Genomic DNA, 26755 nt, shown 5'->3' with positions numbered 1-26755 from the left:
ATGGTGCTCAGCACGGAAGACGCCGCCGAGCTGATGCGGCGGGCCGTGCGGCGGCGGGCGGACGGTTCCCGGGGCCTGTGGGCACGAAGAGCGTGGCGGCGGCTGGTGCAAGCGTGCGCGGAGGGTGACCCGGCCGCGCAGGAGGCGGTGCGGGCCACGGCCGCCGACCTGCCCGAGCCCGATGTGCAGGATCTGCTGGCCGCTGCCCCGCGGGAACCCGCCGACGCCGCCGCGTACTTGGCGCTCATCGGGCAGAGCGCCCAGAGCCGGGCCCTGGATCCGGACGGCTCGCTGCTGGCCCTGGCCTATCGGGCGGCACCCGCGGACATGCGGGAGCGGTTGCGTACGGTCATGGCCGCCGACGGTGACACCGACGTCATCCGGGTCGTGGTCACCGGCGACCAACGCGACCGGATCGCCGAGATGTCGTACGCCGAACTCGACTACCTCGGCCGTCACTTGGCGGAGCGGCACAGCTGGGAGGAGCTGCGGCGGCTGGCCCGCGACCTCCCGCTCGCCGAGGCCGCCGCGGTCGCGCGGCTGCTGCCACCCAGGGAGCAACGCGGTGCCGTGGCGGAGCTGGCGGAGGCGTCCGCCGGTCGACTCCGGGGGATGATCGAGCGGCTGCCGCGGCAGGGGCTGATCCGGCACAGGGTGGCCGGGGGCTTCCCCCGTGCGTGCCTCTCGCCGGACGGCACCGAAGTGGCCCTGTGCTACGAGGTGTGGAAGAGCTCAGGCAACCACTACGAACTCCACACCGAGACGCTCGGGCTCGATACCGGCGAGGTCGCCAGCTGCTTCCGGCGGAAGGTACCGCGCGGACTCGGGGCCGGTGCCCCGGTTCTGCACTTGGGTGAGGAGATCCTCCTTCACATGCGCGCCAAGAACCCCCGGAGCCAGATCTTCCGGGTCCGCCCCGATGTGCGAGCCATCGGCGAACCGGCCCGCCTGTCGGTCCCGCGCAGATCAAGCGGCAACGGCGCGATCATGCTGTACCCCCAGGGGTTCGCCTTCGTCGATCGGGGCGCTGACCGGCTGAGGTTTCTGCCGGTTCCGCCGTTCGCCCGGAACGAGGAGCGCGGCGAACTCGCCCTCGGCCATCCGACCACCACCCTCACGACCCTGCCCGCAGAGGGGCTCGTCGCACTCTGCAGCCACGACACGGCCTATATCGCGCGGGAGGACGGGCACGTCCTGCACAGGGTGGAGCTGGTTAACCGAACCGACTTCTTCGCGCCCGTCCTCTCCTTCCTCTCCCCGACCTCGCTGGTGAGGCATCACAAGGCCTCGACCCCCGACCGTCACCTCACGGAGATCTGGGAGTTCCCGGAGCCGCACGGCCCTCCGCGCCGCACCGCCCGGCACGAGGGCGCGATCCTGGACCGGTGGCCCGTCGATACCTGGCGCGGGTACGCCCTGGACGACGCGTTCGCCGCGCACGTGCACACCCCCAACGGACGCTGGCCGGCCGACGACAGGCACTGGGCGCGCCAGGTCCCCGAGAAAGTGCTGCGGCGACTGCTCCTCGCCACGTCTCCGGGTCAGGACATCCACGTCGTCTTCTGCAACGACTTCGGCTTCGAAGTGCACATCCCCGATCTGCCCTCCGCCCGCGAGCTGCTCGAACAACCCCTGCTGCACTGCGGCCCGCAGGACGTGCGACGCGCACGGGAGCTGCGAACGAAGATCGGCGATCCCGCGGTACGAGACGCGCTCGACCTGCTGGCGGCCTGCCTCGAGGAGCGCTTCGGCGGAGACATCGCGCTGGGCTCCGGCCCGTTGGTCGCGGGCGGCGCCACCGACATCGCCCTGGGCGAAGGCGGGGAGGGAACGTGAGCCGGGATCCGGAACGCGGCCGGCCCCAGGAACGTAAGGGAGACGCAGACGCATGACGACCCGTATCGGCATCGACTTCGGCACCGCCAACACCGTCGTGGCGGGCTGGGACCACGAAGCGGGCCGCGGCGTCCCCATCCCGCTGCCCGGCGTCGACGTGCTGCGCGAGGCCGGGCCGGGGCCCACCCAGCGGGTCGTGCCCTCGCTCATCGCCTACTTCGACGACGGCGGTACGCGCCGCCTGGGCGCGCAGGTCACTCCGGAGCTGTACGACACGGCGGGGGTCACCGTCTTCGCCTCCACGAAGATCAATGTCGCGGGGCATGTCTATGACGCGGCCCGCCCGGTCGGCGATCGCAAGATCACCGGGCGGGAGGCCGCCACCCAGTTCCTCAGCGACATCATGGCGCTGGCCCTGCTCACCGTGGAGGACGACGACCTGGAGATCGTGGCGACCGCGCCCGTCGAGTCCTTCGACGGCTACCGCGACTGGCTGGTGCGGGAGGTGCGCGAAGGGCTGCCCACCGCCCGGCTGCGCGTGGTCGACGAGGCGACCGCCGCCGCCGTCGGCTACAGCGCCCGGCTCAACCCCGGCGACGCCTTCGCCGTGTTCGACTTCGGTGCGGGCACCCTCGACATCTCGGTCGTACGCGTACAGGAACCCGACGCCGCGGGCTCCGGCGCCGGCGTACGCACCCTCGCCAAGAAGGGCCTGGACCTGGGCGGCAACACCATCGACGCACTCCTCGCCGAGCACGCCCTTGCCCAGCTCGCCCTGCCGTCGGGCGACCAGATCGGCCGCAACCAGGTCTTCCGCCGCCTCCTGGCCTCCGCCGAGCAGGCCAAGCGCGCCCTGGCCACCGCCGAGCGGGCCACCATCACGGCCCGCGACACGCGCACCGACGGCGAGCACCAAGTCCCCGTCACCCGGGGCGAATTCGAGGCGCTGCTGCGCGACAAGGGCGTACTGCGCCGGGTGAACCAGGCGCTGCGCTCCTGCCTGGACGCCGCCTCGGCCCGCGGTTACGGCGTCGACGACATCCGGCAGGTGTTCCTGGTGGGCGGCAGCTGTCTCATCCCCGCCGTGCAGGACGTGGTGCATCTGCACTTCGACCCCGAAGTCGTACGCCTCGACCGCCCGTTGGAGGCGGTGGCGGCGGGCGCGGCCGGCATCGCGGGCGGCAGCGAACTGTACGACCACATCCAGCACGACTACGCCATCCGGCACGTCAACCGCGACACCGGCGCCTACGAGTTCGAGGCCTTGGTGGAGGCGGGCACCGCCTATCCCACCGAGGCCCCGGTCAGAACGCTCACGGTCAAGGCGGTGCACGAGGGCCAGCGCCGCCTGGGCCTGGCCGTCTACGAACTCGCCCACGCCACCTACCGCGACGCCGGCGCCGACCTGGAGATCGCCTTCGACGCGGGCGGCGGCGCCCGCACCGTGGCGGTCACCCCCCAGCAACGCCAGCAACGCTCCATGCTCTGGCTCAACGAGGACAGCCCCACGTTCCTGGAGGCCGATCCTCCCGCCAACGCGGGCGAGGACCGCTTCCGCCTCGAGTTCCGCATCGACACCCACAAGCGGCTCACGGTGACGGCGTACGACTTGCGGCGCCACACCGTGGTCCTGGACCGCCAGCCGGTTATCCGGCTGGCTTGACCGCAGCAGGACCCGGACTTCCTTCGGGGCCCAACGCAGAGTCCCCGTCGGCGAACCGACGGGGACTCATAGACGATCGAGCGATCGAGCGATCGAGGTCAATCGCCGAATTCATCCGATACGCGCCCAGGGGTCAACGCCCCGATGTAATGCGCAGGAAGATGGTCTTCCAGCGAGTACACGACAGGAAGAGCCCGCAGGATCTGGGATTTCCGCGCGGCCAGCGTCGTCGCGCCCAGCGCGAACCCGAGGAAGCTCGACATCTGTGACGTGTACGTGTCCGTTTCGCGCCAGGCCCCCGTCTGCGGCTGGTACGAGGACCCCAGGTATCTCAACCAGCCGGCCACGCTCTGCTGAAGGTGCGAAATCCGGTACCGGTACTCGCGCCCGAAGTGCTCGTACGGCCCTGCCGTCACCGGCGGGAAATGCGGAACGACATCGTCGCCGTGAACGTACCGGATGATCTTCCCGCTGAATTCGCGGTCATTCTCGCAGGCTCTGGCGAAACTCGGATCGCCGATCATCGGCTGACCGAACGTATATACCCCCTTGAGGAGTTCGGCGACAGCCGCGTATTTCTTCTCGTGCCGCAGCATCACAGCCATCATCGAGGCCATGGCCCCTCCGAGACTGTGCCCGGTGATGTACAGCGCCTCGAGCTTCCCCGGCATTTCGCCGGATTCACCCTCCACCGGTTTACGCACCGATCGTCCCGCCACGGCGCGCCGCAACGCCTCCATGACCTCGTGGCGTGTTGCCCGGACATTGCGGTAGAAGCCGGCGTGCACGCTGGCACAGGGATCTTCGAACTGGTAGTTGATCCTCTCCGGTTCGACATCGACGTCGGTCAGCCCATTGGCCAGATTCGTCGGTTCCGTGCCCCTGTAGCAGAGGATGACCACCTTCCCATCGCTGCTCTGGATCAGAAACGCCCTCGAGCAGATGAACATGGCGTCGACGGTCGCCGAGACCAGACGGCAGTGGTTCTTCTCGAGCCCCATCCTCGCCATGATCATCGAGACGGTTTCCGCCCCCGAATAGGCGTAGCCGGAGCAGACGGCCATGACATGGGCGGCTACCGGATCGGGATGCTCCTTGATGCCCGCCAGATGCGTCGACAGGCCTTTGTGGACCGGGAAACCGTCGGTCTCCCAGTACGCGGAACTCGCTTCGTCGGCTTCCGGGAGCCGGGAGTACCGCACCCCGTCCGGCTGATTGAACGGCCGGAGCTGCTGGTAGGACGGAGCCTCCGTGTCGACGGTCCACAGCCCGCCTGTTTCCAGCACGGATCGCATCGCCCGCGCGTCATGCCCGTCGGGGGACTGCACGTCGGTCGCTGTCTGGGGATTCTGCATCAGGGTGCCCACCTCCGGGGCGGGGGAATTCGGGAGGGTCAGGGGGTCGAGGGCCGGGGGAATTCAGGAAACGACCGATGTGTCGGCGCTTCTCGCGGGGACCTCCGGCGAGGAGAAGAATCAGTACCGGCCATACGTCGACCTATGCTTTCCGTGCGTGCGCGGCCCCGAATCCGGATCCGCAGACGATCACCCTTTTGGCCTCATCGGCCGTCCGCAGGGCGCCGTCCATAAGACGCAGTCCATAAGGCCCAGTCCATCAGGCACGTACAAGCGTCCTCGTGTTGCACCCTGCCGTCCCCGCGGTGAAGCTCGGTGCCGTGCGCCGAAAAAGCGCCAAGTAGCACCTGATCCCTCCAAGGACGTGGCGGAACTCATCCCGCCCATCGAAGACATGGCGGAGACCATGGCGAAGGGAGGCTGGGGCGAAATGCGCCAGCGTTATGACGCACTCGTGGTCGGCACCGGTTTCGGCGGCGCGGTCTCCGCCTGCCGGCTGGCACAGGCGGGCCTGCGGGTCGGTGTTCTGGAGCGCGGGCAGCGCTACCCGCTGGGCGGCTTCCCACGAGACTGGGACAACCCGCTGAACGGCTGGCTGTGGGGAAAGGACCAGGGGCTTTTCGACGTACGGCCCTTCACTGAGATGACCGTGGTCCAGGGCGCGGCCTACGGCGGCGGCTCGCACCTGTATGCCAATGTCCATCTCCGAGTACCCGAGGACGGGTTCGAGCAGGGCTGGCCCAGCGGTTATGGCCGCGCCGAGCTCGATCCGTACTACGACCTCGTGGCCTGGATGCTGGACATCACGCCGGTCAGCGAGCGGCAGCCGCTCGGGATGCCGCCGAAGACGAGGGCTATGCGCGAGGCAGCGCGGGCCATGGGTCGAGAAAGCCAGTTCGCGCTGCTCCCGCTCGCGCTGAACTTCGGGGAGCCGGAAGTCATGCGGCCCAACAAGTTCGGCGTGCCCCAGTCGGGCTGCCGTCATTGCGGTGAGTGCGACATCGGCTGCAACTTCCAGGCGAAGAACACCCTGGATCTCAACTACCTGGCTGTCGCGGAGCAACACGGGGCCGAGGTGGGTACGCGCTGCGAGGTGACCCGGATCGAGCCGCTGTCCGGCGCCACCGGCTACCGGCTCACGTACACCGATCATGCGACCGGGGCCGATCGGACGGTCAGTGCGCCGGTCGTGGTTCTGGCGGCGGGCGCGGTGAACAGCACGGAACTGCTGCTGCGTTGCCGCGACGAGTACCGGACACTGCCGGAACTGTCCGAGCGGCTCGGCCACCGCTACTCGGGCAACGGCGACTACCTCGGATTCGCCTTCGGCACCGCCAAGGCCCTGGAGCCGTCCCGGGGGCCGGTGATCACCTCGGGCATCGTGCACGACCGTGGCACCGGCAACGGTCGCCGCTGGTTCATCTTCCAGGAGGGCGCCTTCCCCCGCGAGGTCGCCCCACTGATCCGACTCCTCGACGAGGGCGATCCGCGCTTCGCCGGCCTGCTGCGCTCACGGGACGAGGCATTGGACGCGATCCGCAGTGCCGCGCGGGAACGGATCGGCGCCCGGCCGGAGCGTACGGACGGTATGGACGTTACGGATGAACACACCGCTGTGTTCCTCGCGATGGGCCGGGACACGGCCGACGGCCGGGTCTCGCTCCTCCCGGGCAGCCACGACCTGCGGATCTCGTGGAACCTCGGCGACAATCTCGGGCTCTACGAGACCGAGGAACGGTTCTGTGCCGACGTTGCCGCGGCGCTGGGCGGCCGGTCCGGAACCAATCCGATGTGGCGGTCGCTTCGCATTCCGGTCACCGTCCACAACCTGGGCGGCTGTGTGATGGCCGACGACCCGGCGGACGGAGTGACCGACACCGGGGGCGAGGTGTTCGGTTACCCGAACCTGTTCGTGCTGGACGGCGGCTGCCTGCCGGAGGCCACGGGCGTCAATCCGTCCTTCACCATCGCGGCGGTGGCCGAGCGGAACATCGAAGCGGCCATCCGCCGGATCACCGGGCGGGCCGGGTGGCGCGCGCCCGAGCGGGAGTTCGCCGTGCCGGTGCCCGATCCGCTGGACGAGGTGCGGATCCCGGTGGGCGGCACCCCGGCACCGAGCACCCCGGGAACCGGGCTGACGTTCACCGAGACCATGCGCGGCACCGTGCGAGGCGGTGAACCGCATGAGGAGGCGGCGCCCGCCCGGTTCCGGGTGACGGTGACCGCCCCGGTGCTGACCGACACCCTCGACGACCCGGCCCACCCGATGGCCGCGACGGGCACGGTGTACGTCCGAGGAGTCACCGGGACGCAGGGAGCGAAGGTGTCCGGCGGGGTGGTGAACCTGCTGACCGCCGCAGACGCTTCGGCGGCCCGGCGAATGCTGTACACGCTGCCGTTCTTCGGGGCGGACGGGCAGCCGTATCTGCTGGACGGCGTCAAGGACGTGCGGGACGACGGGCGGATCGATCTCTGGGGTGACATCTGGGGTGCGACCACGACGCTGCACACGACGGTCCGCCGCGGGCACACGCCTGACGGCGAGGCACTGTTGTCCGGCGTGCTGCGGCTCGGAGCTGCGGACTTCGTACGACAGCTGACGACCGTACGGATCATCGGGACCCGGAATCCGGTACGGCAGGCCGAGGCCCTGGCCCGGTTCGGGGGCTTCTTCGCCGGGTCGGTGTGGGACGTCTTTGTACAGCCCCGCATTCCGAGGATTCCACGCATTCCGTCGACCGGCCCTCTTTCCCGCCTGTCCCGCCTTTCTCGTCTCTTCCACACCGAAGGAGCGTCCGATGACTGATACGGCGCCTGATACCGCACCCCGACGTACCACCAAGCGGTCCCTGATCCTCGCCGGCGGCGGGATCAAGGTGGCGTTCCAGGCGGGCGTGCTGCAGGTGTGGCTCGACGAGGCAGGGCTGGAATTCGACCATGTCGACGGCGCGAGCGGCGGCTCGTTCAACCTCGCGATGATGTGCCAGGGCATGTCCGGTAGCGAGATCGCCGACGCCTGGCGCCGGACCGAACCCGCGGCCGGGGTGTCGGTCAACGTCCGCCAACTCGCGCGGCTGGCTCATGCCGAGTCGCTGTTCACTCTCGACGCGTACCGCAGAAACGTCTTCCCGAAGTGGGGGCTGGACTGGCGGAAGATCCGGTCATCGGCCCTCGACGCGACCTTCAACGTCTACAACGTGACCCGCCAGGAGCTTGAGGTACTGCCTCCCGCCCGTATGTCCGAGGACTTCCTGGCCGCGTGCGTGTCGCTGCCGATGTGGTTCCCGCCGGTGCGGATCGACGGGGACACGTACATCGACCCGGTGTACGTGACCGACGCGAACCTGGAGGAGGCGATCGACCGCGGCTCCGACGAAATCTGGGTGGTCTGGACGGTGAGTGAGCGGGGCGAGTGGCGTCCCGGTTTCGTGGCCGAGTACTTCCAGATCATCGAGGCGGCGGCGAACGGGACTTTCCGCCGCACGGTGGACCGCGTCGAGCGGAACAACGCAGCCATCGCGGCCGGCCTGCCTGGGGAGTTCGGCCGGCACATCGAACTGCACGTCCTGCGCGCGGAAGTACCGCTCCACTACGTGATCAACTTCAGCGGGGACCGGCTGCGCGAGGCGGTCAACCGCGGGGCCGAGACCGCTCGCTCGTGGTGCGCGGAGCGGAAGATCCCGCTGGCCGCCCCTCGCCCCGAGCCGCTCCTCGGGACACCGGTGTCACTGCGGTTCAGCGAGGACATGCGCGGCGAGGTCACCCTCGGCGTGGGCGAGGAGTCCGCACGCCTCTCGGTGCACCTCACGATCGCCACCGACAGCGTCGAACGCTTCGTCGCCGACCCGCAGCACACGGCATCGGTCACCGGCCAGGTTCGCTGCCCGGCCTTCGGCGGCGCACGGGAACTGACCGGCGGGACGTTCCAGCTTTTCGTGGACGAGGGCGATCCCACGCGCAAGGAGATGCGCTACCGGCTGCACTTCACCGACGACCAGGACAAGCCGCTCACCCTCATCGGAGTGAAGACCGTCGACAGCGGCAACCCGCTGCGGATGTGGAGCGAGACCACCACCCTTCGGACGCGGGTACTGCGCGGACATGTGCCGGAGGGCGAGGAGGCCATCGGCGAGGTGGCGGCCGAGGGAGTGCTCCGGCTGACCGTGCCGGATTTCCTGAGGGAACTCACCACCTTCCGGGTGGAGGGTTCCTCGCCTTCCGCCCGCGCCGCGGGCCTGGCCAGGTTCGGCATGCTGTTCCTCGGCAAACTGTGGGACGTGTACGCCCGCCCGGTCCTCCACCCCGCGCCGGTCTGAGCTCCTCATGTGCTGTACTGCCTGATCCCAGGCCGGGGCCCTGGCTGCATGGCGCCAAGTCCCCGGCACGCTGGATGTCGCCGGGTTGAGCGGCCCGGCCCCCGTCCGCGCCCTCAGCTGACGGAGAAGTCGGCGAACCCGGCGATCCCGCGGGTGCCCGTCCAGCCGTTGGCGGCCGTCATGAAGACACCGACGTCCTGGTTGCCGGCAGCTCCGCCCGGGGTGGCGGTGCCGACCTTGGTCCAGGTGACGCCGTCACGGCTGCACTCGCCGGTGTACGTGTTACCGGAGCGCGTCAGCCGCAGATGCACCGGGGCGGCCAGGGAACCGGCCACTTCGATGGCGTCGAACTGGCCGTTGCCGTCGGAGTCCCAGGACAGCACGCAGCCGTTGGACGGCGTCACCGCCAGATTGACGTAGCCGGCCGAGCCGTTCTCGGAGAGGTCATTGCGGACGATCAGTCCGGCGCGAGCCCAGCCGCCGGTGGTGTCCTGCGAGGTGACCCGGACCGTGGCGGTCGAGGAGGACCCGAAGGCGGCGGCCCGGTAGACCGTGCCGAACTCGTTGGTTCCGCCCCACAGGTCGGCGCCCGCGCCCTCGATGGCGATCGCGTCCCCCGACTGGCCGAAGACCGCGTCGTTGAAGGAGGCGCTCCGGTAGGAGTCGCCCACCCCGGTGCCCGCCATCAGCCGGACCCCCGCCGAAGCCGAGCCGCGGGTGCCGCCGGTCCGGTAGGACGCGCCCACCGGTACCCGGGAGATCAGCGCGCCGGTGGCCTCGGTGAGGGTCACGGTGAACTTCACCGAGAAGGTCTCCCCCGGGGCGACCGACGCCGCGGTGGTCGTGCCGGCCGGCTCGGCGGTCATTCCCTCCGGTGCGTCGAGGGACAGGGTCACATCCGTCGCCGGCGCGAAGCCGTTGCGGTTGGTGAACGACACGGTGACCGTCACCGGGCGGCCCTCCGCCACCGCTCCCCGGTCGGCGGCCCCGGTCAGCACCACCTGGTCCGGATCGGTGGCCAGGGTGTCCCGCACCTGGCGGGCCAGCTTGTGGATGTCGCCCGACGTCTTCACCGGGTAGCTGTCGTGCTGGTGCGCCCAGCGGTCCTCCAGCGCGAACCAGTCGATCTCGGCCGGCTCCCGGCCGGCCGCGAGCGCCGCGGACAACTCGCCGAAGTACGTCTTCCAGCGCGTGAGGTACAGGCCGCCTACCAGCCCCGCCCATTCCCGATTGGCGTAGTCGTGCAGCCCTTCCTCGCTGCTCTCCCGGCCGCCCCAAGTGGTGATGATCGACCGTGCGTCGTACTCCAGCTGGTCCTTCTCCGCCCTGGTGCCGCCCCAGGACCGGGCGTCGGCCAGCCACCGTCCGAGCAGATGCTGCGGGGACGTGGCCAGCACCTTGTCCATCAGCTTCATCCAGCCGAGCCAGGTCCTGGTGAGCCGGTCGAAGCCGACGCGGTCCCCGGCCTCGTACGCCGCCTTGATCCGGGGCAGCAGCACCCGGCTGCGGTTGGAGAGCACCTGACGGGCAACGTCGGCGAGGTCGTAGGCGTAGGCGGAGCTGTCGCGCAGCCGCGGCGCGACCTGGAGCAGTTCGGTGAGCGCCGCGTCGAAGACCGTGGTGTCGTAGCGGTCGGCCTCCGGGCCCCACGCGGCGGCCTTGTTGGCGCCCAGGCTCGGCCGGGCGCCGAACAGCCCGTCGGGCGCCTCGCTCCACCCGTCCTTGCGGGTCATGTTGTACGCGGTGTCGCGGATCGTCTTCCAGGCGGCGATGGCGTGCGGGTCCTCGCCTCCATACCGGGACACGGCGTACGCGGCGAACCAGTCGTCGAGGTCGATGGTGCCCGGTGTCCACGCCAGGTCGGTGAGGAGCGCGAGCGCGGGCGCGTTGTTGTCGGCGGCCTCCGGCATCGCCGCGATCCCGGCGAGCGCGCTGCCTTCCTTGTCACGCCACTTGGGGTACTGCTCCACCCAGTCCGGGGCGTTGGCGCCCATCGGGGTGTGGCCGCCGAAGTTCCAGATGCTGCCGAAGGCGTACGGGGTGCCGCCCCAGTCGCTCTCCCGGTCCGTGACGGTGGTGTAGCGGTCGGACAGGCCGTCCACGATCAGCATCCGGGACTTGTCGACCCCGTCGAGCAGCGCCTTGGACGGGTTGGACTGCCAGCCCAGGATGGCCCAGATCGCGCCCGGGTGGGCCTTCTGGAGCGCCCCTTCGACGGCTGCCGCGGCTTCGTCCACCGGAACGTCACCGGGGTTGCCGCCCTCGTGCAGCAGGTCCATCTTGTACATCGTGCTGTCGCCGAACCGCTCCGACTGGGCCCGGTAGAAGGCGGCGGACACCTCGTCGAAGGCCGTCGTGCGCGGGTCGAGCCAGTCGGGCCGTTTGAAGGCGCCCCAGTCGCCCTGGGGGACCACGGCCGCGTCCCCGCCGTGCTTGGCGACGATGTCGTCCGGCACGGTGCCGAAGTAACCGGGCAGCACCGGTGTCATGCCCAGTTCGCGCACCCGGTCGGTGATCTTCCGGGCGAGATCGGCGCGCCTCTCGATGAGCCGCCTGGACACCGGACCGCCGAACCCCGACATGTTCTGCAGCAGCCACCACGGCTGATGGGCCGGTGCCGGTATCCACGCCCGCATCTCGGCGTCGGAGTAGCCGAACTGCCGGAAGGTGTCGTAGTAGACGGCGTCGCCGCCGGTGTAGACCAGCACCCCGTTGATGCCGTGCAGCGCGAGCACGTCCAGCTCGCGCTCCCACGCGTCCCAGTCCCGGTAGGGGCCGGTGTAGCCGTCGTTGGTGTCGTTGAGGGCGAAGCGGTGCGGCACGTTCGCCGATCCCGCGATCTCCCCGTCGGGGGCGGGCAGCAGCCCGGGGAGGTTCAGCTGTTCGCCGTTCCAGGAGATGTCGGCCTTCGCCACCCGCGCGAGATAGGTGTTGAGGCCGGTGAGCAGCACCGCCGGGCTGGTGCCCTCCACGGTGATCGCCCCGGCCCGGCCGGTGACCTTGAACCGGTCGGCGCTGCCGGAGCCCAGCGCGCGCAGCGTCACCTGCCGGTGGTGGTCGGGCAGCAGTCGTCGCAGCGCGACCGATGCGGGGGTCGTGTTGAACGGCTTCGCGACCGTGTCCGCAGCCGCTGGTGCGGCGTGGGCACCTGGCGGCGGCGTCAGCAGCACCACTGAGCCGAACGCGGCCGCTCCGGTCAGCAGGCGTCTGCGGCTGAGGGGTTGATTGCTTGTCATGAACGTCCTCTCAGAACTTTTCGGATCTTCCGAGCCGCGATGCGATGTGGTGGTCGCACCGCACCGCACCGCACCGCATCGCGGCTCGGTTCAGGCGACGGTCATCGCGAAGATGTGCAGAGCGGGGCCACCGCTCGTCAGGCCGTCGCTGACCTTCGGCAGCACGACGGAGTGCAGCTCCTTGTCCTCCAGCTCGACGCCGAAGGTGTAGAGGCTGATCGGGTTCCTGTCCTGGCCCGAGGGGGTGTTGCGGTACGGCAGGACCACCACGGCCGCGGGGTTCGCCCAGTACCAGTCGGGGACCTCGACGGAGAAGGCCTGCTCCGTGCCGTCCGCGTACACGACCTTCCCGGGCCCCTTGCCGTCGCCCCATGTGCAGGTGCCGAGGAAGGCCAGCCGCGAGCCGGTGCCGGACAGCCGTACGGTCTGCCCGGAGGACACCACGTTGTCCTTGGCCCCGGGCTCGGTGTCCGGCCAGGTGAAGGTCGTCCCGCCGTACGTGACCGAGGCCCCGGGAGTCAGTCCGACCGATGCCAGCGCCTCGGCGGACAGGCTGGAACGTGAGGCGTCGATGTCGGCGGTGGTGGTGGCGTCGTCGGAGGAGATGCCGGCGTTGTCGAAGGCACCGGCCAGCGACCTGTACGGCAGTTTCAGCGACGAGGTCGCGCGGGTGCAGTCGGATCCCTCCTCGTGCACGTCGAAGAGCGCGTGCGCGATGCAGGGGACCACTCCCTCGGCGTCGTCGGGGAGCCGGGTCTTCCAGGTGCGGGTCACCGACTTGCCGGGCGCCACCTTGCCGAGGACGGAGGCCGTCTGGCCGGCGCCGTCCACGGCGAGATACAGCACCGTGCCGCGCAGCGCGATCCGCGTGGTGTTGGTGAGCTTGGCCGTCAGTGTCACCGCCTGACCCGGCTCAGGGGCGGACGGCTCGACGGTGATCGAGACGGGCGGGGTGAGGAAGTCCTCGTCGGAGCGGTAGGGACTCATGCTTCCTCCACCGAGAAGTGGTCGAAGACCGCCTGGACGGTCGTGCCGGGGTAGTTGACGTTGACCGCGCTCGCGACGACGCCGGCGTCCATGGCGCCGCTCGCGGAGGGGACGTTCACGCTCGCGATCTCGGTCCAGGAAAGGCCGTTGTTGGTGCTGGAGTACGCGGTGCAGGTGGTGCCGTCGCGGACCAGCCGCAGCCAGGACGGGTGGGCCGAACCGCCGCCGCCCGCCCAGGTGTCGAGCCGTCCGTCGCCGTCGCTGTCGGTCATGAACTCCAGGCCGAACGACTTCGACATGGTGAGTACGGCGTAGCCGCCCTTCTCCGGCGCGGTCAGGTCGTTGGCGACCGCGATGCCGTACTTGGCGGAGGGGTTGTCGCTGCCGGTGAGGCTGACCGTCTTGACCTGCACCACGCTCGACTCGGCGGCGGAGCCGGGACGGAGGATGCCCCCCTTCTCGTCGGTGCCGCCGGAGAAGTCACGGCCGCCCGCCCAGATCACCAACTGGCTGCCGTACTGGCCGAACTTGGCGTCGTCGGTGGTGGCGAACGTCCGGTACGGGTCCCGCACCCCGTTGGGCTCGTAGGGCACCGTGACCGTCTTCGCGGACCGCGCGCAGTCGCTGCTGCGGCCGTCGACGTCGAAGACCACATGCGCGGTGAACGACACGTTCCCGGCCACGTCGGCCGGTATCGCCGTCTCCCAGCGCCGGGTTGTCTTCGCGCCGCGCCGCAGGTCACCGAGCGGGATGGTCTTCGCCGCCGTGGTGGCGCCGGGGTTGACCAGGTGGAGCACGGCGTTGCGGAGCGGGAAGGGGCAGTCGTTGGTGAGGACCGCGGTGGCGGTGACCGTGTCACCGCCGGTCGGCTCGGCCGGCTGCGTGGTCACGGTGAGGGTGGGGCCCAGGGTGTCGAACTCGGTACCGTTACGGATTCCCATGCCGGTCACCGGGCCCAGTCGACGGTGAAGACGTTGGCGATATCGCTGGGCAGGGAGGACGGGACGGTGATGTTGATCTTTCCGTCACCGCGGGTCCACCGCAGACTGCCGCTCTTGCCGAGCAGCCGGATCCGGGAAGTGGCGCTGATGGGGATGTCGCCGGGCACCGAGAGGGTGCCGGTGGGCGCGCCCAGCACGATGATGTTGAACTTGCCCGGCGAGACGGTGTAGCGGATGCCGAGCGAGCTGCCCTCCTCCTCCGCCCGCACCCAGGGCGTCGACCCGTAGATCGCCGGGCCGTTGACCGTCAGCCAGGCGCCGATGTCCCGCAGCCGCTCCTGCATGATCTCGGGGATCGTGCCGTCCGGCCTGGGACCGATGTTGAGCAGCAGGTTGCCGTTCTTGCTGACCACGTCGGCGAGCAGCTGGATCAGGAACTCGGAGGTCTTGTAGTCCTCGTCCGGCTCGTGCTTGTTGTAGCCCCAGGAGTAGCCCATGGTCATGCAGCACTCCCACTTCTGCGGATCCATCGTGGGGTTGGTGCGCTGCTCGTACGTCGCGAAGTCGAAGTGGGTGTCGAACCGGTCGTTGATCACCACGCCCTTGGGATACTTACGGTTCTTGGCCTGGTTGTAGTAGTGGGCCATGGGTTCTTCGCTGCGCCACGGCGGGTTGCCGGTGGGCCGGAACCACTGTCCGTCCGCCCACAGCAGCTCCGGGTCGTAGCGGTCGATGATCTCGTAGAGCTGCTTGAGCTCGTAGTCGCCTATGTAGTCCTCGACCGGCTTGTAGCCGGTCATCGGGATTTCCTTGTCCGTGTAGAAGTTGCGCATCGGCCGGCCGATCGCCGGGTTGAAGTACTCGCCGAGCGAGTAGTACAGGCCTGGCCGCACGGTGCCGCGCTTGCGGGCCGCGGTCATCAGCTCACCGACGAGGTCGCGCTTCGGGCCGTACGCCACGGAGTGACGGTCCGTCACCTTGCTGGGGTAGAGGGCGAATCCGTCATGGTGCTTGCTGGTCAGCGCGAAGTACTCGGCGCCCGCCTGCTCGAACAGCTTCACCCAGGCGTCGGGATCGTACTTCTCGGCCTTGAACTGCGGGATGAGGTCGTCGTAGGTGACGTCCTCGCCGTAGGTGTCGCGGTGGTACTTCCACTCGGCGGTGTCCTTGGTGCTCTGGTACCAGAGGTACCACTCGGAGGCGCTTCTCGGCGTCGCGCCGGCGATCACCGAGTAGATGCCCCAGTGGACGAAGATGCCGAACTTGGCGTCCTTGTACCAGCGCGGCACGGGATGGGTGTCGAGGGACGCCTTGGTGGGCTGGTAGTCGGGAATGCCCGGGGTCCCGGACACAGCGCCCTGCGCGAGCGCCTGGGCGGTGCCGGGCGGGGCGAGCAGCACCGCGCCGCCGAGAGCGGCCGCGGTGGTCATGAAGTGCCTGCGGTCGACTGCCATGAAATGTGCCTCTCACTCGTGGGTGGAGAAGGAGTCGAAGAGTGCGGTCGTGGTCTGGCCGGGGTAGTTGAGGTTGACGGCGCTCGCGACCATCCCGGCGTCCCCGGTGCCGCTCGCGGACGGCACGGTGGCGGTGCCGACCTGCTGCCAGGCGGTGCCGTCTGAGCTGGCGTACGCGGTGTAGGCGGAGCCGTCGCGGACGAGCTTCAGCCAGGCGGGGTGGTACGAACTGCCGCCGCCGGCCCAGGTGTCGAGCTTCCCGTCGCCGTCGCTGTCGGTCAGGAACTCCAGGCCGAACTGCGCGGACATGGTGAGCACGGCGTAGCCGCCCGCCTCCGGTGCGGTGAGGTCGTTGGCGACGGCGATCCCCGCCTTGGCGGACGGGCCGCTGCCGGTCTGACCGGCGACCCGGGCGGTCACCGTGCCGGACGGCGGCGCGGCGTCGGCGAGGTAGACCGCCGCCTTCTCGTCCTTCCAGCCGGACAGGTCCTGGCCGCCCGCCCAGATCGCGAACTGGTCGCCGTTCTGCGCGTATTGGGGCTGTTCGGTGGTGGTGGCGGTCGTCAGGTACGGCGCCCGCACCTCGGAGGGAGTGGGGGTCACCGTGGCGGCCACGCTGTCGGAGTCGTGCCGTGTGCGGCCGTCCTGGACGAAGGACGTGCGTACGCCGATCTCGTGGGTGCCCCAGACGGCGTCGGCGGCGGGGGTCACCGTCCAGGTGAGGGTGGCGCTGTCACCCGGGGCGAGGGAGCGGATCCGCGTGCTGCCGGCCGGTTCGGCGGACCAGCCGTCGGGGAGATCGAGACGGGTGCTGACCTGGGTGACCTTCGTGGGACCGGTGTTGGTGACGGTCGACGTGATCTCCGTTCCGTCGCCGCCGGCCTCCAGGCTCGGCCGGTAGGGGGTGAGCCGGACGCGGGCCGACGGGCAGTCGCCGGCCGCCCCGAGGGTGGTGAGGTCGACGGCGTCGGCGAACGCCTTCATCCCGGTGTCGTTGGGGTGCAGATGGTCGCCGGAGTCGAACGCGGCGGCGTAGCGGGTGGGGTCGTCCGGATCCCGTACCGCCTTGTCGAAGTCGGCGTAGTCGTCGAAGACGCCGCCGGAGTCGCGTACGAACGCGTTGACCTTCTGCCGGTCGGCCTCCTTGGCCTCGGTCCACCAGTCGCCCCAGCCGCGATACGGGACGACGGTCGCGCCGATCACGCGCATCCCGCGGGCGTGGGCCCGCCGCGCGATCTCCTTCATGCCGTCGATCACCTGATCGCCGGTGGCGCCGCCCCAGCTGAGGTCGTTGACGCCCTCGAAGAGGATCACCGTCCGGGCACCCGGCTGCGACAGCACGTCGCGTTCCAGCCGGTCCAGCGCCGACGGGTTGCCGTCGACGCCGGCCGTGATCCGGTTGCCGCTGATGCCCTCGTTCAGCACCCCGGCGGTGGACGAGCAGGCCGACAGCCTCCCCGCCAGATAGTCGGGCCAGCGCCGGTTGGCGTTGGCCGTGGAGGACGCCCCGTCGGTGATGGAGTCGCCGAGCGCCACCACGGCGCCCGCCGCGTCACCGCCCCGCACGTCGACGCCGGTCAGGAACGGGAAGGTGGAGTCGGTCCGGGTGAAGGCGTCCCCGTCGGCGTCCGAGGCGTGGTCGCCGCCGCCGTCGGGCGTCCAGTAGACGGTCTGGAGGCCCATCCAGTGCTGGCTGATGTGAGTGAGCCGGCCAGGGAAGTACAGGCTGACGACCAGGTCGCCGCGGGCCGGCACGGGGAACCGGACGGCATCGCTCACCGCCTGCTCCCCGGCGTCGATGGTCACCTCGTCCCGGCCGCCGAAGCGCAGCTCGTACGGCTTCGCGACGGCCGAGCCGCCGTCACCGCGCCCCACGGTCGCGTGGCCGATCGTCACCGGCTCGGTGGTGAAGGCGTTGGTCAGGCGGATGCGTACGCTCGACCCGCCGGCGCTCACCCGCACCGGTATCCGTACGGTCACCTCCGAGGTGCCCGGGTCGTACGAGGCGTGCTGTGCGGTCGCCCAAGTCCCTGTCCACTCCGGCTGCTTGGTCTCGGCCGCGGCCGGAGTCGCCGGGAGCAGGGCCGCCAGGACGGCCGCCACGGCCGCGGTCAGGGCTGCGAATCTTCGGCGTTCACGCAGGTGTCCACGTAGATGTCCAAGCACGGGTCCTCCTCAGGAACAGCCGCGGCTGAGCCCGAGCGCGGCGAGGTCGATGGAGTCGGCGAAAGCCTTCATCCCGGCGTCGTTGGGATGCAGATGGTCGCCCGAGTCGTATGCCGCGCCGAGCCGCCGCGGATCCGCCGGGTCCCGTACCGCCTTGTCGAAGTCGGCGTAGTCGTCGAAGACCCCGCCGGAGTCCCGCACGAACGCGTTGACCTGCTGCCGCCGGGCCTCCGTCTCCTCGCTCCAGCCGCCCCAGGTGAAGTCCTTGTACGGGGTGATCGTGGCGGCGACGACCCGCATCCCGCGCTGATGCGCCCGGTCCGCGATCTCCGTCATCCCGGCGATGATCTGCTCGGCACTAGCCCCGCCGAGATCGTTGATGCCCTCGAAGAGGATCAGGGTCCTGGCCCCCGGCTGGGAGAGCACGTCCCGTTCGAGGCGGTCCAGGGCCGAGGGGTTGGTCGCGGTCCCGGCGGTGATCCGGTTGCTGGTGATGCCCGCGTTGAGCACCCCGGCGCCGGGCCGGCAGGCGTTGAGGCGGGCGGACAGCAGGTCGGGCCAGCGCTGGTTGGTGTCGGGCGTCGAGAAGGAACCGTCGGTGATCGAGTCGCCGAGCGCCACCACCGATCCGGTCTTCGGCGCGGTCACATCGACGCCGCTGAGGAACGGCCAGCTGGTGGTGGTCCAGGTGAAGGCGTCACCGGCGGTGTCGGCCGCGTGGTCGCCCGCCCCGTAGTCCGTCCAGTACACGGTCTGCTGCGCCCACCAGTGATCGGTGATGTGCGTGACCTCGCCGGGCAGATGGAGACTGACCACCAGGTCGGCAAGGGCCGGTACGGAGAGGCGCAGGGGATCGCTGACCGCCTCGCCACCCGCCGGGACGGTCACCTCACGCTTCCCGCCGAACCGCAGGTCGTACGGGCGCGCCACGGCGGAACCGCCGTCGCGCAGGCCCACGGTCGCGTGCCCGATCGTCACGGGGTCGGTGGCGTAGGCGTTGGTCAGCCGAATCCGTACGGATGAACCGCCGACGCTGGTGCGCACCGGCATCCGTACCGTCACCTCGGACATGCCCGAGACCTCGAAGTGCTCGCTCGGTGCCGTGGCCCACGTCCCCGTCCAGCCGCGCTGACCAACCTGCTGTCCTGCCCCGGCCGACGCCGCCGGCCCCGCCAGGACAGCCACGACCACCAGCGTCAACGCCGCGAGCCCGCGCCCTATGGAACGCATCCCGCCCCCTACCGTTCCGCGCCGGTGCGGGCGAGCGCCTGGTACGCCTTGGTGGCGCCCTTGGCCTTGAGGTTCACGAACGCCGGGGTCACCCCGAGCGGGGCCGCGTACCCCTTGAGCGTCACGGGACCGCGGACGACCTTTCCGTCGGTGACGTCGCGCCACGTCCCGGACGGCAGGAAGACGTCCCGGGTGGTCCCTTCGTCGAGCTTGGGCGCGGCGAGCACGGCCGGGCCGAGCATCCACTCGTCGGTGACCGTGTAACTCGCCGCGTCCATCGGGGAGTCGAAGAACAGCGGCCGCATGATCGGATCACCGGTCTTCAGCGTCTGCTGCACCTGGTCCCAGATGTACGGGGCCAGCCGCTCGTGCGTCGCGATGGCCGACCGGTAGAGCTCGACCGTCTCCCGGTCGTAGCCGACCCACTCGCCGGTCGTCGCGTCCCGTACGCCGGTGGGCGAGGTCGAGGCGTACATCAGCGGCATCAGGGACGCCGCCTGCGCCCAGCGGGCCAGGACCTCCTTGGTGGGCGGCGGATAGCTGAGCGAGCCGCCGATCATGTCGGTCTCGACGAACGGGTAACCGATCGTGGAAACCGCCAGGTTGGCCGAGACCGCGGCGCGGAGCCCCGCGAAAGTGGTCGGCTTGTCGGCCGTGCGGGTGGCGAAGCCCTTGTCCTGCGCGGCGTTCCACGCGACCCGCAGCCCGGCGCCCTGCTGGTCGAACTCGTCGGCCAGCTCGGTTCCGTACTTGACGTAGTCGGCGCGGGTGGCCCCGGGATAGGGGGCGCACCGGTCGTCGAAGAAGGCGGTGTCGAACTTGAACCCGGAAACCCCCAACTCGCTTGTCTGCGCCTTGAGATCGTCGGTGTACCACTGCCGGGCGGCGGGGTTCGCCAGGTCGATCAGGCCGGTCTGCCGGCCGTTCCACCAGGTGAAGAGGCACGGCTTGGACGGGTCGGACGGATCCTTCAGCAGATACCCGTTGCCGACGGCTTCGGAGAAGTTGGCGGCGGTCTCGGGCATGTACAGGCCCGTCCACATGCCGAGGTCGAAGCCGAGGCGGCCGAGTTGCTCGGACAGGGCGGGCAGATCGGGGAAGCGTTCGCCGAAGTCGGCGGCGATCACGCTCTCCTCGACCTGCACCGCGTGTCCGCCGAGCCCGGCGCCGGCCAGCGAACGGGCCCAGGTGAGGACGTTCTCCTGGTTCTGCTCGCCGTAGAGCTGGGCCCAGGAGTTCCACAGCGGGGTGGCGTACTGCTCGTAGGAGGTGTCGGAGCGCTCGGGCTTGCCGACCAGCGCGATGTGGTCGCGGTACACCTGGGCGGGGGTGTCCTCGACGAACACCGTGGAGGCGGAGGGCCGTTCGCCGGTGACGGTGAACTCGCCGAGCCCGTTGCCACCGGAGTTGATCCGCACGTCCATCGGGTCGTTCGTGTCCGCCCTCAGCCCGGTGGCGCTGGAGGTGTACCAGAAGGGGGCGACCACCTGGTACGACGCCGGACTGAACCCGGTGTCCACCAGCTGCCCGGAGTCCAGCGGCCATGGCTGGACTGTCTGGTCGCTGTTCTCGCCGTGGCCGTACCAGTGCCCGGCGCTGCTCAGGTCGTACGCCGTGCTGAGCGCGTCGGCCCGGGCGCCCGACAGGGACCACTTCATGTCGTACCGGTCGGAGCGCAGGGTGATCAGCAGATCCACGGTGACGCCCGGCAGGTCGGTGGCGGCGGTGACGCCCAGGGTGTTGCCGTCACGGGTACTGCCGGTGACCTCCCGGACGAGGTGCCAGTCGGCGCCGATCCGGAACCGGAACGCCGCAGGCGCGGTGGCCAGCACGGTCCGGCCCGCCCGTACCGTGGTGAGGGCCAACCGGCCGGTCGCGACGCGCAGTTCGTAGCGCGGTGTCGCCAAGGTGATCGGCCCGGTTTCGGCGGCGGTCGCCGGGGCCGCCGTGCCGAGCAGCGGGGCGGCCAGGAGCAGCGCCGCCGCGCCGTGTCGGAAGGTCGGTCTCAGCACGGGCATCAGGCACCGCCGCGGCACGTCAGCTTGGCGTCGGCCCAGTCCGCGTGGTCCGTGGACACATCGCCGTCGCCGTCGACCAGCAGGTCCAGCCAGCGGGCGCCGGTCACGTCCACGTCGATCGCGGCGCCGCCGTCGGAGCCGTACAGCACCGGGGTGGTGGCAAGGGTGCGGCCGTCGGCGATCACCTCGAAGGAGACGCTGCCGTTGTCGCCGACCTCGTCGTCCACCCCGGCGGTCGCGGTGAACCGGGTGCAGCCGCCGCCGACATAGACCCGGACCTGGCTGTTCGCGTGCACGCCGAGACCCCTGTCGTACGAGGTGCCGCCGACCGAGAGCGTCCGCCCGTCGCCCGCCGCGGACTCGCCGTTGGAGGCGTCCTTCTCCACCGGGCCCCAGCCGTTGACCGCCTTGACCAGGGTCAGGTCGCTGACATAAGCGTCGGCGGACAGCCCCGGCGGAGGCACCTGCACGGCCCGCACACCCGTGACGGTGCCCGGACGGCCGGGCTGTGTGAGCGTGGCGGTCGCGGACAGGACGGCGTAGTGGACCGGGTCGCCGGGCGGGGTCACGGTGTAGGTCGCGGTCACCGTGTCGCCGGGCCGCACCCGGTCGAAGCGTGTGGTGTCGTCGGTGGTCGCGGTCCAGCCGTCCGGGGCCTTCAGCGCCAGCTTGACGTTCCGGGCGGTCGGCGCGTCCTTCGGCACGCTCAGGGTGACGGGGACCTCGGCGGCGGTGCCGGTGCTCAGGAACGGCTCGGCGTCGACGGTGACGTGAGCGCCCGAGTCCGGCATGGCATACGTCTTCGCGTTGTACGAGGGCGCGGCGACGGGGCGTACGTCGATACCGCCGGCGGAGGCTCCGAGGTCCACGAGCTTCGCCGAACCCGGGCCCGCGTCAGCCTCGGTGGACCAGACGGCCAGGGCGATGGAGTTGTCGCCCTGCTCGCGCAGGATGCCCTTGGGGATGACGAACCGTGTCTGGGGTCCGGTGTCCGGCAGATAGCGGCCGATCAGCCAGCCGTTGACGAAGATCTGGGCACGGTAGCCGGTGCTGCCGCCCTCGGCTTCGGCGAGATCGAGTGCGATCGCGTTGTCCTGGCCCTGCGGCAGGTCGAGCCTGGCGGAGGTGCGGTACCAGCGCACGCCGGGCCCGGTCTTCCCGGTCTGCTCGGAGAGGGTGGTGCGCTTCCAGCCGCCGTCGGGGAAGCCCGGCAGCGACCAGCCGGCCCGCTCCCCGTAAAGCCCGCCGTTGTTGTACGGGCCCCGGGCGGTGTCGACCGGGTCCTCGCCGCCCCGGCTGCCCTGGATCTTCCAGGTGAGGGTGGAGGCCCCGCCGACAACCTCGGCGCCGAGCAGGCCGCGCGGCTCCTTGGAGTAGTCGTGGCCCCATTCCTCGTTGTGGCCCGCGTTCTCGACGAGGACGGAGAGCACGTTGTCTGCGCTGTCTCCGCCGGCCTTCAGCGTGCCCGCCGGGATGTCGAAGGTGTGCGCGCCGTCGCCGGAACTGCCGAGGTAGCTGCCGTTGAGCCAGACCGCGTACTGGCCGGTCGGGCCGGTGTTGGCGTTCAGCGCAAGCGCGGTCGCCCGGCCAGTGGTCCTGAACCGGCCGCGGTACCAGACGTTGCCGTGGTGGTAGCCGTACTCGTCCATCGCAAGGACCGGCAGCGACCCGTCCAGATCGGGGTTCTTGGCGGTGAGGTGGTCGGCGGTGGTCCAGGTGGAGTCGTCGAAGTCCGGGGCGGACTCCGGTGCCCCCTCCTTGTACTTCCACGTTGTCAGCTCAGGCAGCTCGACCGGGCGCGGTGCCTGGGTGACGGCGACCGTGCGGCCGTTCCAGGTCATCTTCTTGGCCTTCTTGGCGTCCGCGATGACCTCGATCTTCGCGGCCTTGGTGGAGTCACCGGTCAACTTCAGGGTGGAGCTCGCCAGTTCGGCCGTGCGGACGAGGGACGGGCCGCGTACGAGGACCGGGCCCGCGGCCGTGTTCTGCCGCCACCAGTGGGCCGTCTCGGCGGTGTCGGCGATGAGCAGTTCCAGGCCGTTCACCAAAACCCGGGCCATGCCCTTGTGCGTGTAGTTCAGCCGCAGATCGCCACGTTCGGCGTCCCAGGTGGTGGTGACATCGCCGTCGAGGACGGTGACCTCGGGCCGCTCTGCATACCGCAGCACGGTCTCGCCGGCCTCGCCCTCACGCCCGTACAGCAGCGCCACGTCCCGGTCACCGATCCGGGCGTGCGTCATGATCTCCGAGGTGGAGTAGACGAGCCGCTGGCTCTCGCTCAAGTCGTAGCCGGCGACGAGGAGTTTGGCGTCCCGGCCGTCGACGGTGATCGTGCCCTGCTGCGGTACGCGCGGGTAGTCGCCGTCCGCGCCTTTCAGCGACAGAGTCGTCTCGTCCTTGTCCTTCACGCGGGTGTCGGCGTGCCGGACGGTGAAGAACTGGGTGCCGTCGTCGGGGTTGACGCGCCGGTCGATGCGCAGGGCGTCGTCGGACGGGACGGGGCTCTCGGCCTTGTCGGTGCGCGCCAGCGGGGTGACGGAGTTGACCATGTATCCGAGGCGCTTGAACTCCTGGTATTTCTCCGTCAGTTGGCGGGACTCGTTGATCGGTGCCCCGTAGTCGTACGACGTGTAGACCGCGTTGGGGTCGGCGAGCCAGCCCCAGTTGGTACCGCCGTACGTCATGTAGAAGGACTGACCGCTCACCCCGGCGGCGATGTTCATCTTGCTGAACACCCGGGTGAAGTCGGTGCCGGTGAGCTTCGCGCAGTCCTGGTATCCGGTGCCGCCCCAGGGGTCGAAGGCGCCGCCCTGAGCCTCCGGGATGATCAACGGGGACTCGGGCTTCCACTCATTGACGTACGAGTAGTCGGGCAGGTTCTTCCAGGTGTCGGGGTCCTTGCAGTCGAAGCCCTGCGGGTAGGCGTCGAAGCCGTAGATGTCCGGGGCACCCTTGCCGCTGACCCAGTTCTTGTTGGCACCGCCGTCGTTGACGAAGGTGGGCACGTCGATGCCGTCTTCCTTCGCCCAGTCGATGAGGGTCTGCATGTAGTCGGCGTCCTGACGACCGCCCTGGTACTCGTTCTCGACCTGATAGAGGATCACGTTGCCTGTGCCGCGCGTGAGCTGGTGCCGCGCGATGATCGGGTTGATCCGGCTCATCCACTCCCGGGCCGCCTTCATGTACTCCGGCTCGGAGGTGCGGTTCACGCCGGCCTGCGTCTTCCGCCATGCGGGCATGCCGCCGCCGGAGACCTCCGCGTTGATGTACGGGCCCGGCCGGGCGATCACGTACAGGCCCGCGCGCTCGGCCTCGTCCAGCAGCCGCTCCACGTCACGGGTGCCGGTGAAGTCGTACGAGCCCGGCTTGGCCGAGTGGTAGCCCCAGTCGAAGTAGAGCGAGACGGCGTTGAATCCGCCCGCCTTGATCTTCTGCAGTACATCGCGCCACGCGTCGGGGCTGGGCAGCCGGAAGTAGTGGAACTCGGCGCCCCAGACGTAGAGGGGTTTGCCGTCGACCCGCACGGAGTACTGGTCGTAGGTGACCGTGTGCGGCGCCTTGGCCTCGGCCTGCGGCTGCGCCTGGGCCGGTGTCGCGATCCCCGTGCTGGTCAGGGGCATGACAGACAGGGCTCCGGCGAGCACCAGAGATCTCCACTTACCCCTCATGTCGTCAGCCCCTTCACAACGGCCGCCCGCGCGGTCTCCATGTCGCTGACGTCCTTCGTCCGGCCGTCGAGGTCCCGCGTCGCGGTGGTGAGGGCCTCGGTCAGCGCGTCGCTGTCGGTGCCGCCGCCCTCCTTCTTCCGCAGCTGGGCGATGAGTTCGTAGTCCTCGATGCCCTCCTTCAGCTGCTCCCAGCGAATGCTGGACATCGGGCCGTCCTTGCCCGGGTAGACCAGGTACTCGTCGCCCTGAGTGAAGACGTGCACCGGCTGCTTGAAGGGGTCGCTGGTCCAGCTGTTGTACGACCAGCGCAGGAAACCGTCCAGATTCCGCTGGGCGGAGATCCACGGCAGCATCCGCGACTCGACGGCGGGCGAGAACGACAGCGTGTTGGGGTGGGCCGGCGCGCCGTACACGTAGAAGGTCGTGGTCTTGCCGGCCTTACGCCGCTCCGCGACCTTCTCCTTCGTCATCGCGTCGATGCCGCCCCAGTCGACGGACAGGTTGGATGCGACGCCCTCCGTGCTGATCGACCCGGCCACGGAGATACGGTCGTCGAAGACCGGCGCGACCTCGTGGACGAAGTCCTTGACGACCGTCATGGTGTCGATGGGCCGCTCGTCGAAGGACAGCCACGTGTCCTCCAGCCAGCCCTTCTTCTTCAGATGGGCCTCGAAGGCGGGCAGGTACGCTCCCCACGCCTCCCGCCAGCGCTCCCCGCCCAGATCCACGTTCTCGTAGACGGTCTTGCCGGTGCGGGTGTCGGTGTAGGTGAGGTGCTCCTGGTCCTGGAACGCCAGCATGGAGAAGGCACCGATGTCAGGGCCGAGCCCGGCCCGTCTCGCCGTCTGGACGTACTTGTCCCAGCGGGAGAAGTCGAAGGCGAACTCGTCACCGTCCCACGTCCAGCCCACCATGCTGGTGTACGGCGTGGCCGTCTGCGACTCCCGGGTGCCGAGCGACCACTGGTGGTGCCACGGGTTGTCGACGATGGTGGTGTTGATGACCTTCTGGCCGCGCGACGCCAGATCGCGGTTGTACTTCTCGATCAGCTTCCAGTGCTGGTCGGACCAGAGTTTGACGCCGTGGTTCTTGGCGATCGTCTCCGGCTGCGCCCATACGTCGAGGAAGAAGTCGTAGTCCCCCGGGTCGGGCACGCTCGCGTCCGCGACCTCGATCGTCAGCGGGTAGCTGGCCTGGGTACGGCCGTCGGCGTCGACCTTCACCGTGCCGGTGTAGGTGCCGGGCCTGGCCTTCTCGGGGATCTGGAAGGTGAACCACAGCGGCTGCGCCGCGTACGCGGGCACGTCCACAGAGGACCGCTCCTCGAGCGCGTCGCCGACCACATCGGGGTTGCGGTCGCCGGAGACCTCCTTGCCGGAGCTGACCTGGTCGATGGTGGCGGACCAGTCCACCTCGCTCTTGGAGCGCTGCACGGGCACGTACTTGACGAACCGGACCTGCGTGTCGTCGCCGGAGAGCTTCGCACCGCCGGGCCCGGTGAGGTCGCCGACCACGGCCTTGACGTTGTCCAGGTTCTTGCCGGAGGCGATCGCCAACTGCGCCGAGACCTGCTCGTTGCGCACGGCGGAGAGCTTCAGCTCCTTGGTGTCCTTGCCCTTGATGGCGGTCATCGGGTAGCGCGGGACACGTTCCTCCGCGGAGCCGGCGAAGGAGCCGGTGGGAACCCAGGTGATGGTGTCCCTGGTGCCCATGGCGTCGGCGACCTTGACGGTCAGCCAAGTGGTGGTGGCCTTGGAATTGAGGTCGGGGCCGGTGGTCGCCGTGCCGGTGACGGCGATCGCGGTGGTGCTCGCGGCCACGACGACGCCCGCGACGAAGCCGGCGACAGCTGAGGACGTACGTGCCATGGGGGTGGGTTCCCTCT

At 69.9% G+C, this 26755-nt stretch carries 14 protein-coding genes; 4 read left to right on the top strand and 10 right to left on the bottom strand.

Features of this window, described 5'->3' with window-relative positions:
* Positions 1-1836 (top strand): hypothetical protein, encoded by a 1836-nt coding sequence (locus ACGFNK_RS29645; protein ID WP_393420757.1) that lies wholly within the window; start codon positions 1-3, stop codon positions 1834-1836.
* Between the two features lie 52 nt (positions 1837-1888).
* Positions 1889-3499 (top strand): Hsp70 family protein, encoded by a 1611-nt coding sequence (locus ACGFNK_RS29640; protein WP_393420755.1) that lies wholly within the window; start codon positions 1889-1891, stop codon positions 3497-3499.
* Positions 3500-3597: 98 nt separating this feature from the next.
* Here the strand turns inward: ACGFNK_RS29640 and ACGFNK_RS29635 are convergent, their stop codons facing one another.
* Positions 3598-4854 carry a lipase family protein gene (locus ACGFNK_RS29635; protein ID WP_393420753.1) on the bottom strand — a complete coding sequence of 419 codons (1257 nt, stop codon included), beginning with the start codon at positions 4852-4854 and terminating at the stop codon, positions 3598-3600.
* A gap of 364 nt (positions 4855-5218) precedes the next feature.
* Here ACGFNK_RS29635 and ACGFNK_RS29630 point away from each other — a divergent pair, with 364 nt between their 5' ends.
* Positions 5219-7660 (top strand): GMC oxidoreductase, encoded by a 2442-nt coding sequence (locus ACGFNK_RS29630; RefSeq protein ID WP_393420751.1) that lies wholly within the window; start codon positions 5219-5221, stop codon positions 7658-7660.
* Entirely contained in the window at positions 7653-9170 is a 1518-nt protein-coding gene (locus tag ACGFNK_RS29625) for a patatin-like phospholipase family protein (protein ID WP_393420749.1), read from the top strand. Before ACGFNK_RS29630 ends, ACGFNK_RS29625 begins: the two co-directional genes overlap by 8 nt.
* A 113-nt stretch (positions 9171-9283) precedes the next feature.
* Here ACGFNK_RS29625 and ACGFNK_RS29620 read toward each other — a convergent pair whose 3' ends face one another.
* From ACGFNK_RS29620 to ACGFNK_RS29580, 9 genes are all read right to left on the bottom strand, one after another.
* Positions 9284-12406 carry an alpha-N-acetylglucosaminidase TIM-barrel domain-containing protein gene (locus ACGFNK_RS29620; RefSeq protein ID WP_393420747.1) on the bottom strand — a complete coding sequence of 1041 codons (3123 nt, stop codon included), beginning with the start codon at positions 12404-12406 and terminating at the stop codon, positions 9284-9286.
* A gap of 90 nt (positions 12407-12496) precedes the next feature.
* Positions 12497-13393: a beta-glucosidase gene (locus ACGFNK_RS29615; protein ID WP_393420745.1), complete on the bottom strand. Its 897-nt coding sequence runs from the start codon at positions 13391-13393 to the stop codon at positions 12497-12499.
* Positions 13390-14334, bottom strand: coding sequence for a hypothetical protein (locus ACGFNK_RS29610; protein ID WP_393420743.1), 945 nt, complete (start codon positions 14332-14334; stop codon positions 13390-13392). Before ACGFNK_RS29610 ends, ACGFNK_RS29615 begins: the two co-directional genes overlap by 4 nt.
* A 5-nt stretch (positions 14335-14339) precedes the next feature.
* Positions 14340-15788, bottom strand: a complete 1449-nt coding sequence (locus tag ACGFNK_RS29605) for an alpha-L-fucosidase (protein WP_393420741.1) — start codon at positions 15786-15788, stop codon at positions 14340-14342.
* A gap of 12 nt (positions 15789-15800) precedes the next feature.
* Positions 15801-17954 carry a GDSL-type esterase/lipase family protein gene (locus ACGFNK_RS29600; protein ID WP_393420739.1) on the bottom strand — a complete coding sequence of 718 codons (2154 nt, stop codon included), beginning with the start codon at positions 17952-17954 and terminating at the stop codon, positions 15801-15803.
* Positions 17955-17963: 9 nt separating this feature from the next.
* The gene (locus tag ACGFNK_RS29595; protein WP_393420737.1) at positions 17964-19184 is read right to left on the bottom strand and encodes an SGNH/GDSL hydrolase family protein; all 1221 of its coding nucleotides are present in this window, start codon (positions 19182-19184) and stop codon (positions 17964-17966) included.
* Between the two features lie 8 nt (positions 19185-19192).
* Positions 19193-21202 carry a glycoside hydrolase family 31 protein gene (locus tag ACGFNK_RS29590; RefSeq protein ID WP_393420735.1) on the bottom strand — a complete coding sequence of 670 codons (2010 nt, stop codon included), beginning with the start codon at positions 21200-21202 and terminating at the stop codon, positions 19193-19195.
* A complete protein-coding gene (locus tag ACGFNK_RS29585) occupies positions 21202-24822 on the bottom strand; it encodes a beta-galactosidase (protein WP_393420733.1) in 3621 nt (1206 codons plus the stop codon). The genes ACGFNK_RS29590 and ACGFNK_RS29585 overlap by 1 nt, the downstream gene beginning before the upstream one ends.
* 44 nt (positions 24823-24866) lie before the next feature.
* Positions 24867-26738, bottom strand: a complete 1872-nt coding sequence (locus tag ACGFNK_RS29580; protein WP_393420731.1) for a glycoside hydrolase domain-containing protein — start codon at positions 26736-26738, stop codon at positions 24867-24869.
* Positions 26739-26755: the final 17 nt, after the last annotated feature.

Origin of the sequence: Streptomyces sp. NPDC048825 (genome assembly GCF_043198355.1) — a bacterium.
GTDB lineage: Bacteria > Actinomycetota > Actinomycetes > Streptomycetales > Streptomycetaceae > Streptomyces > Streptomyces xiangluensis.
The sequence above is the reverse complement of the archived record's forward strand: the minus strand, read 5'-3'. Positions and strand labels throughout refer to the sequence as shown.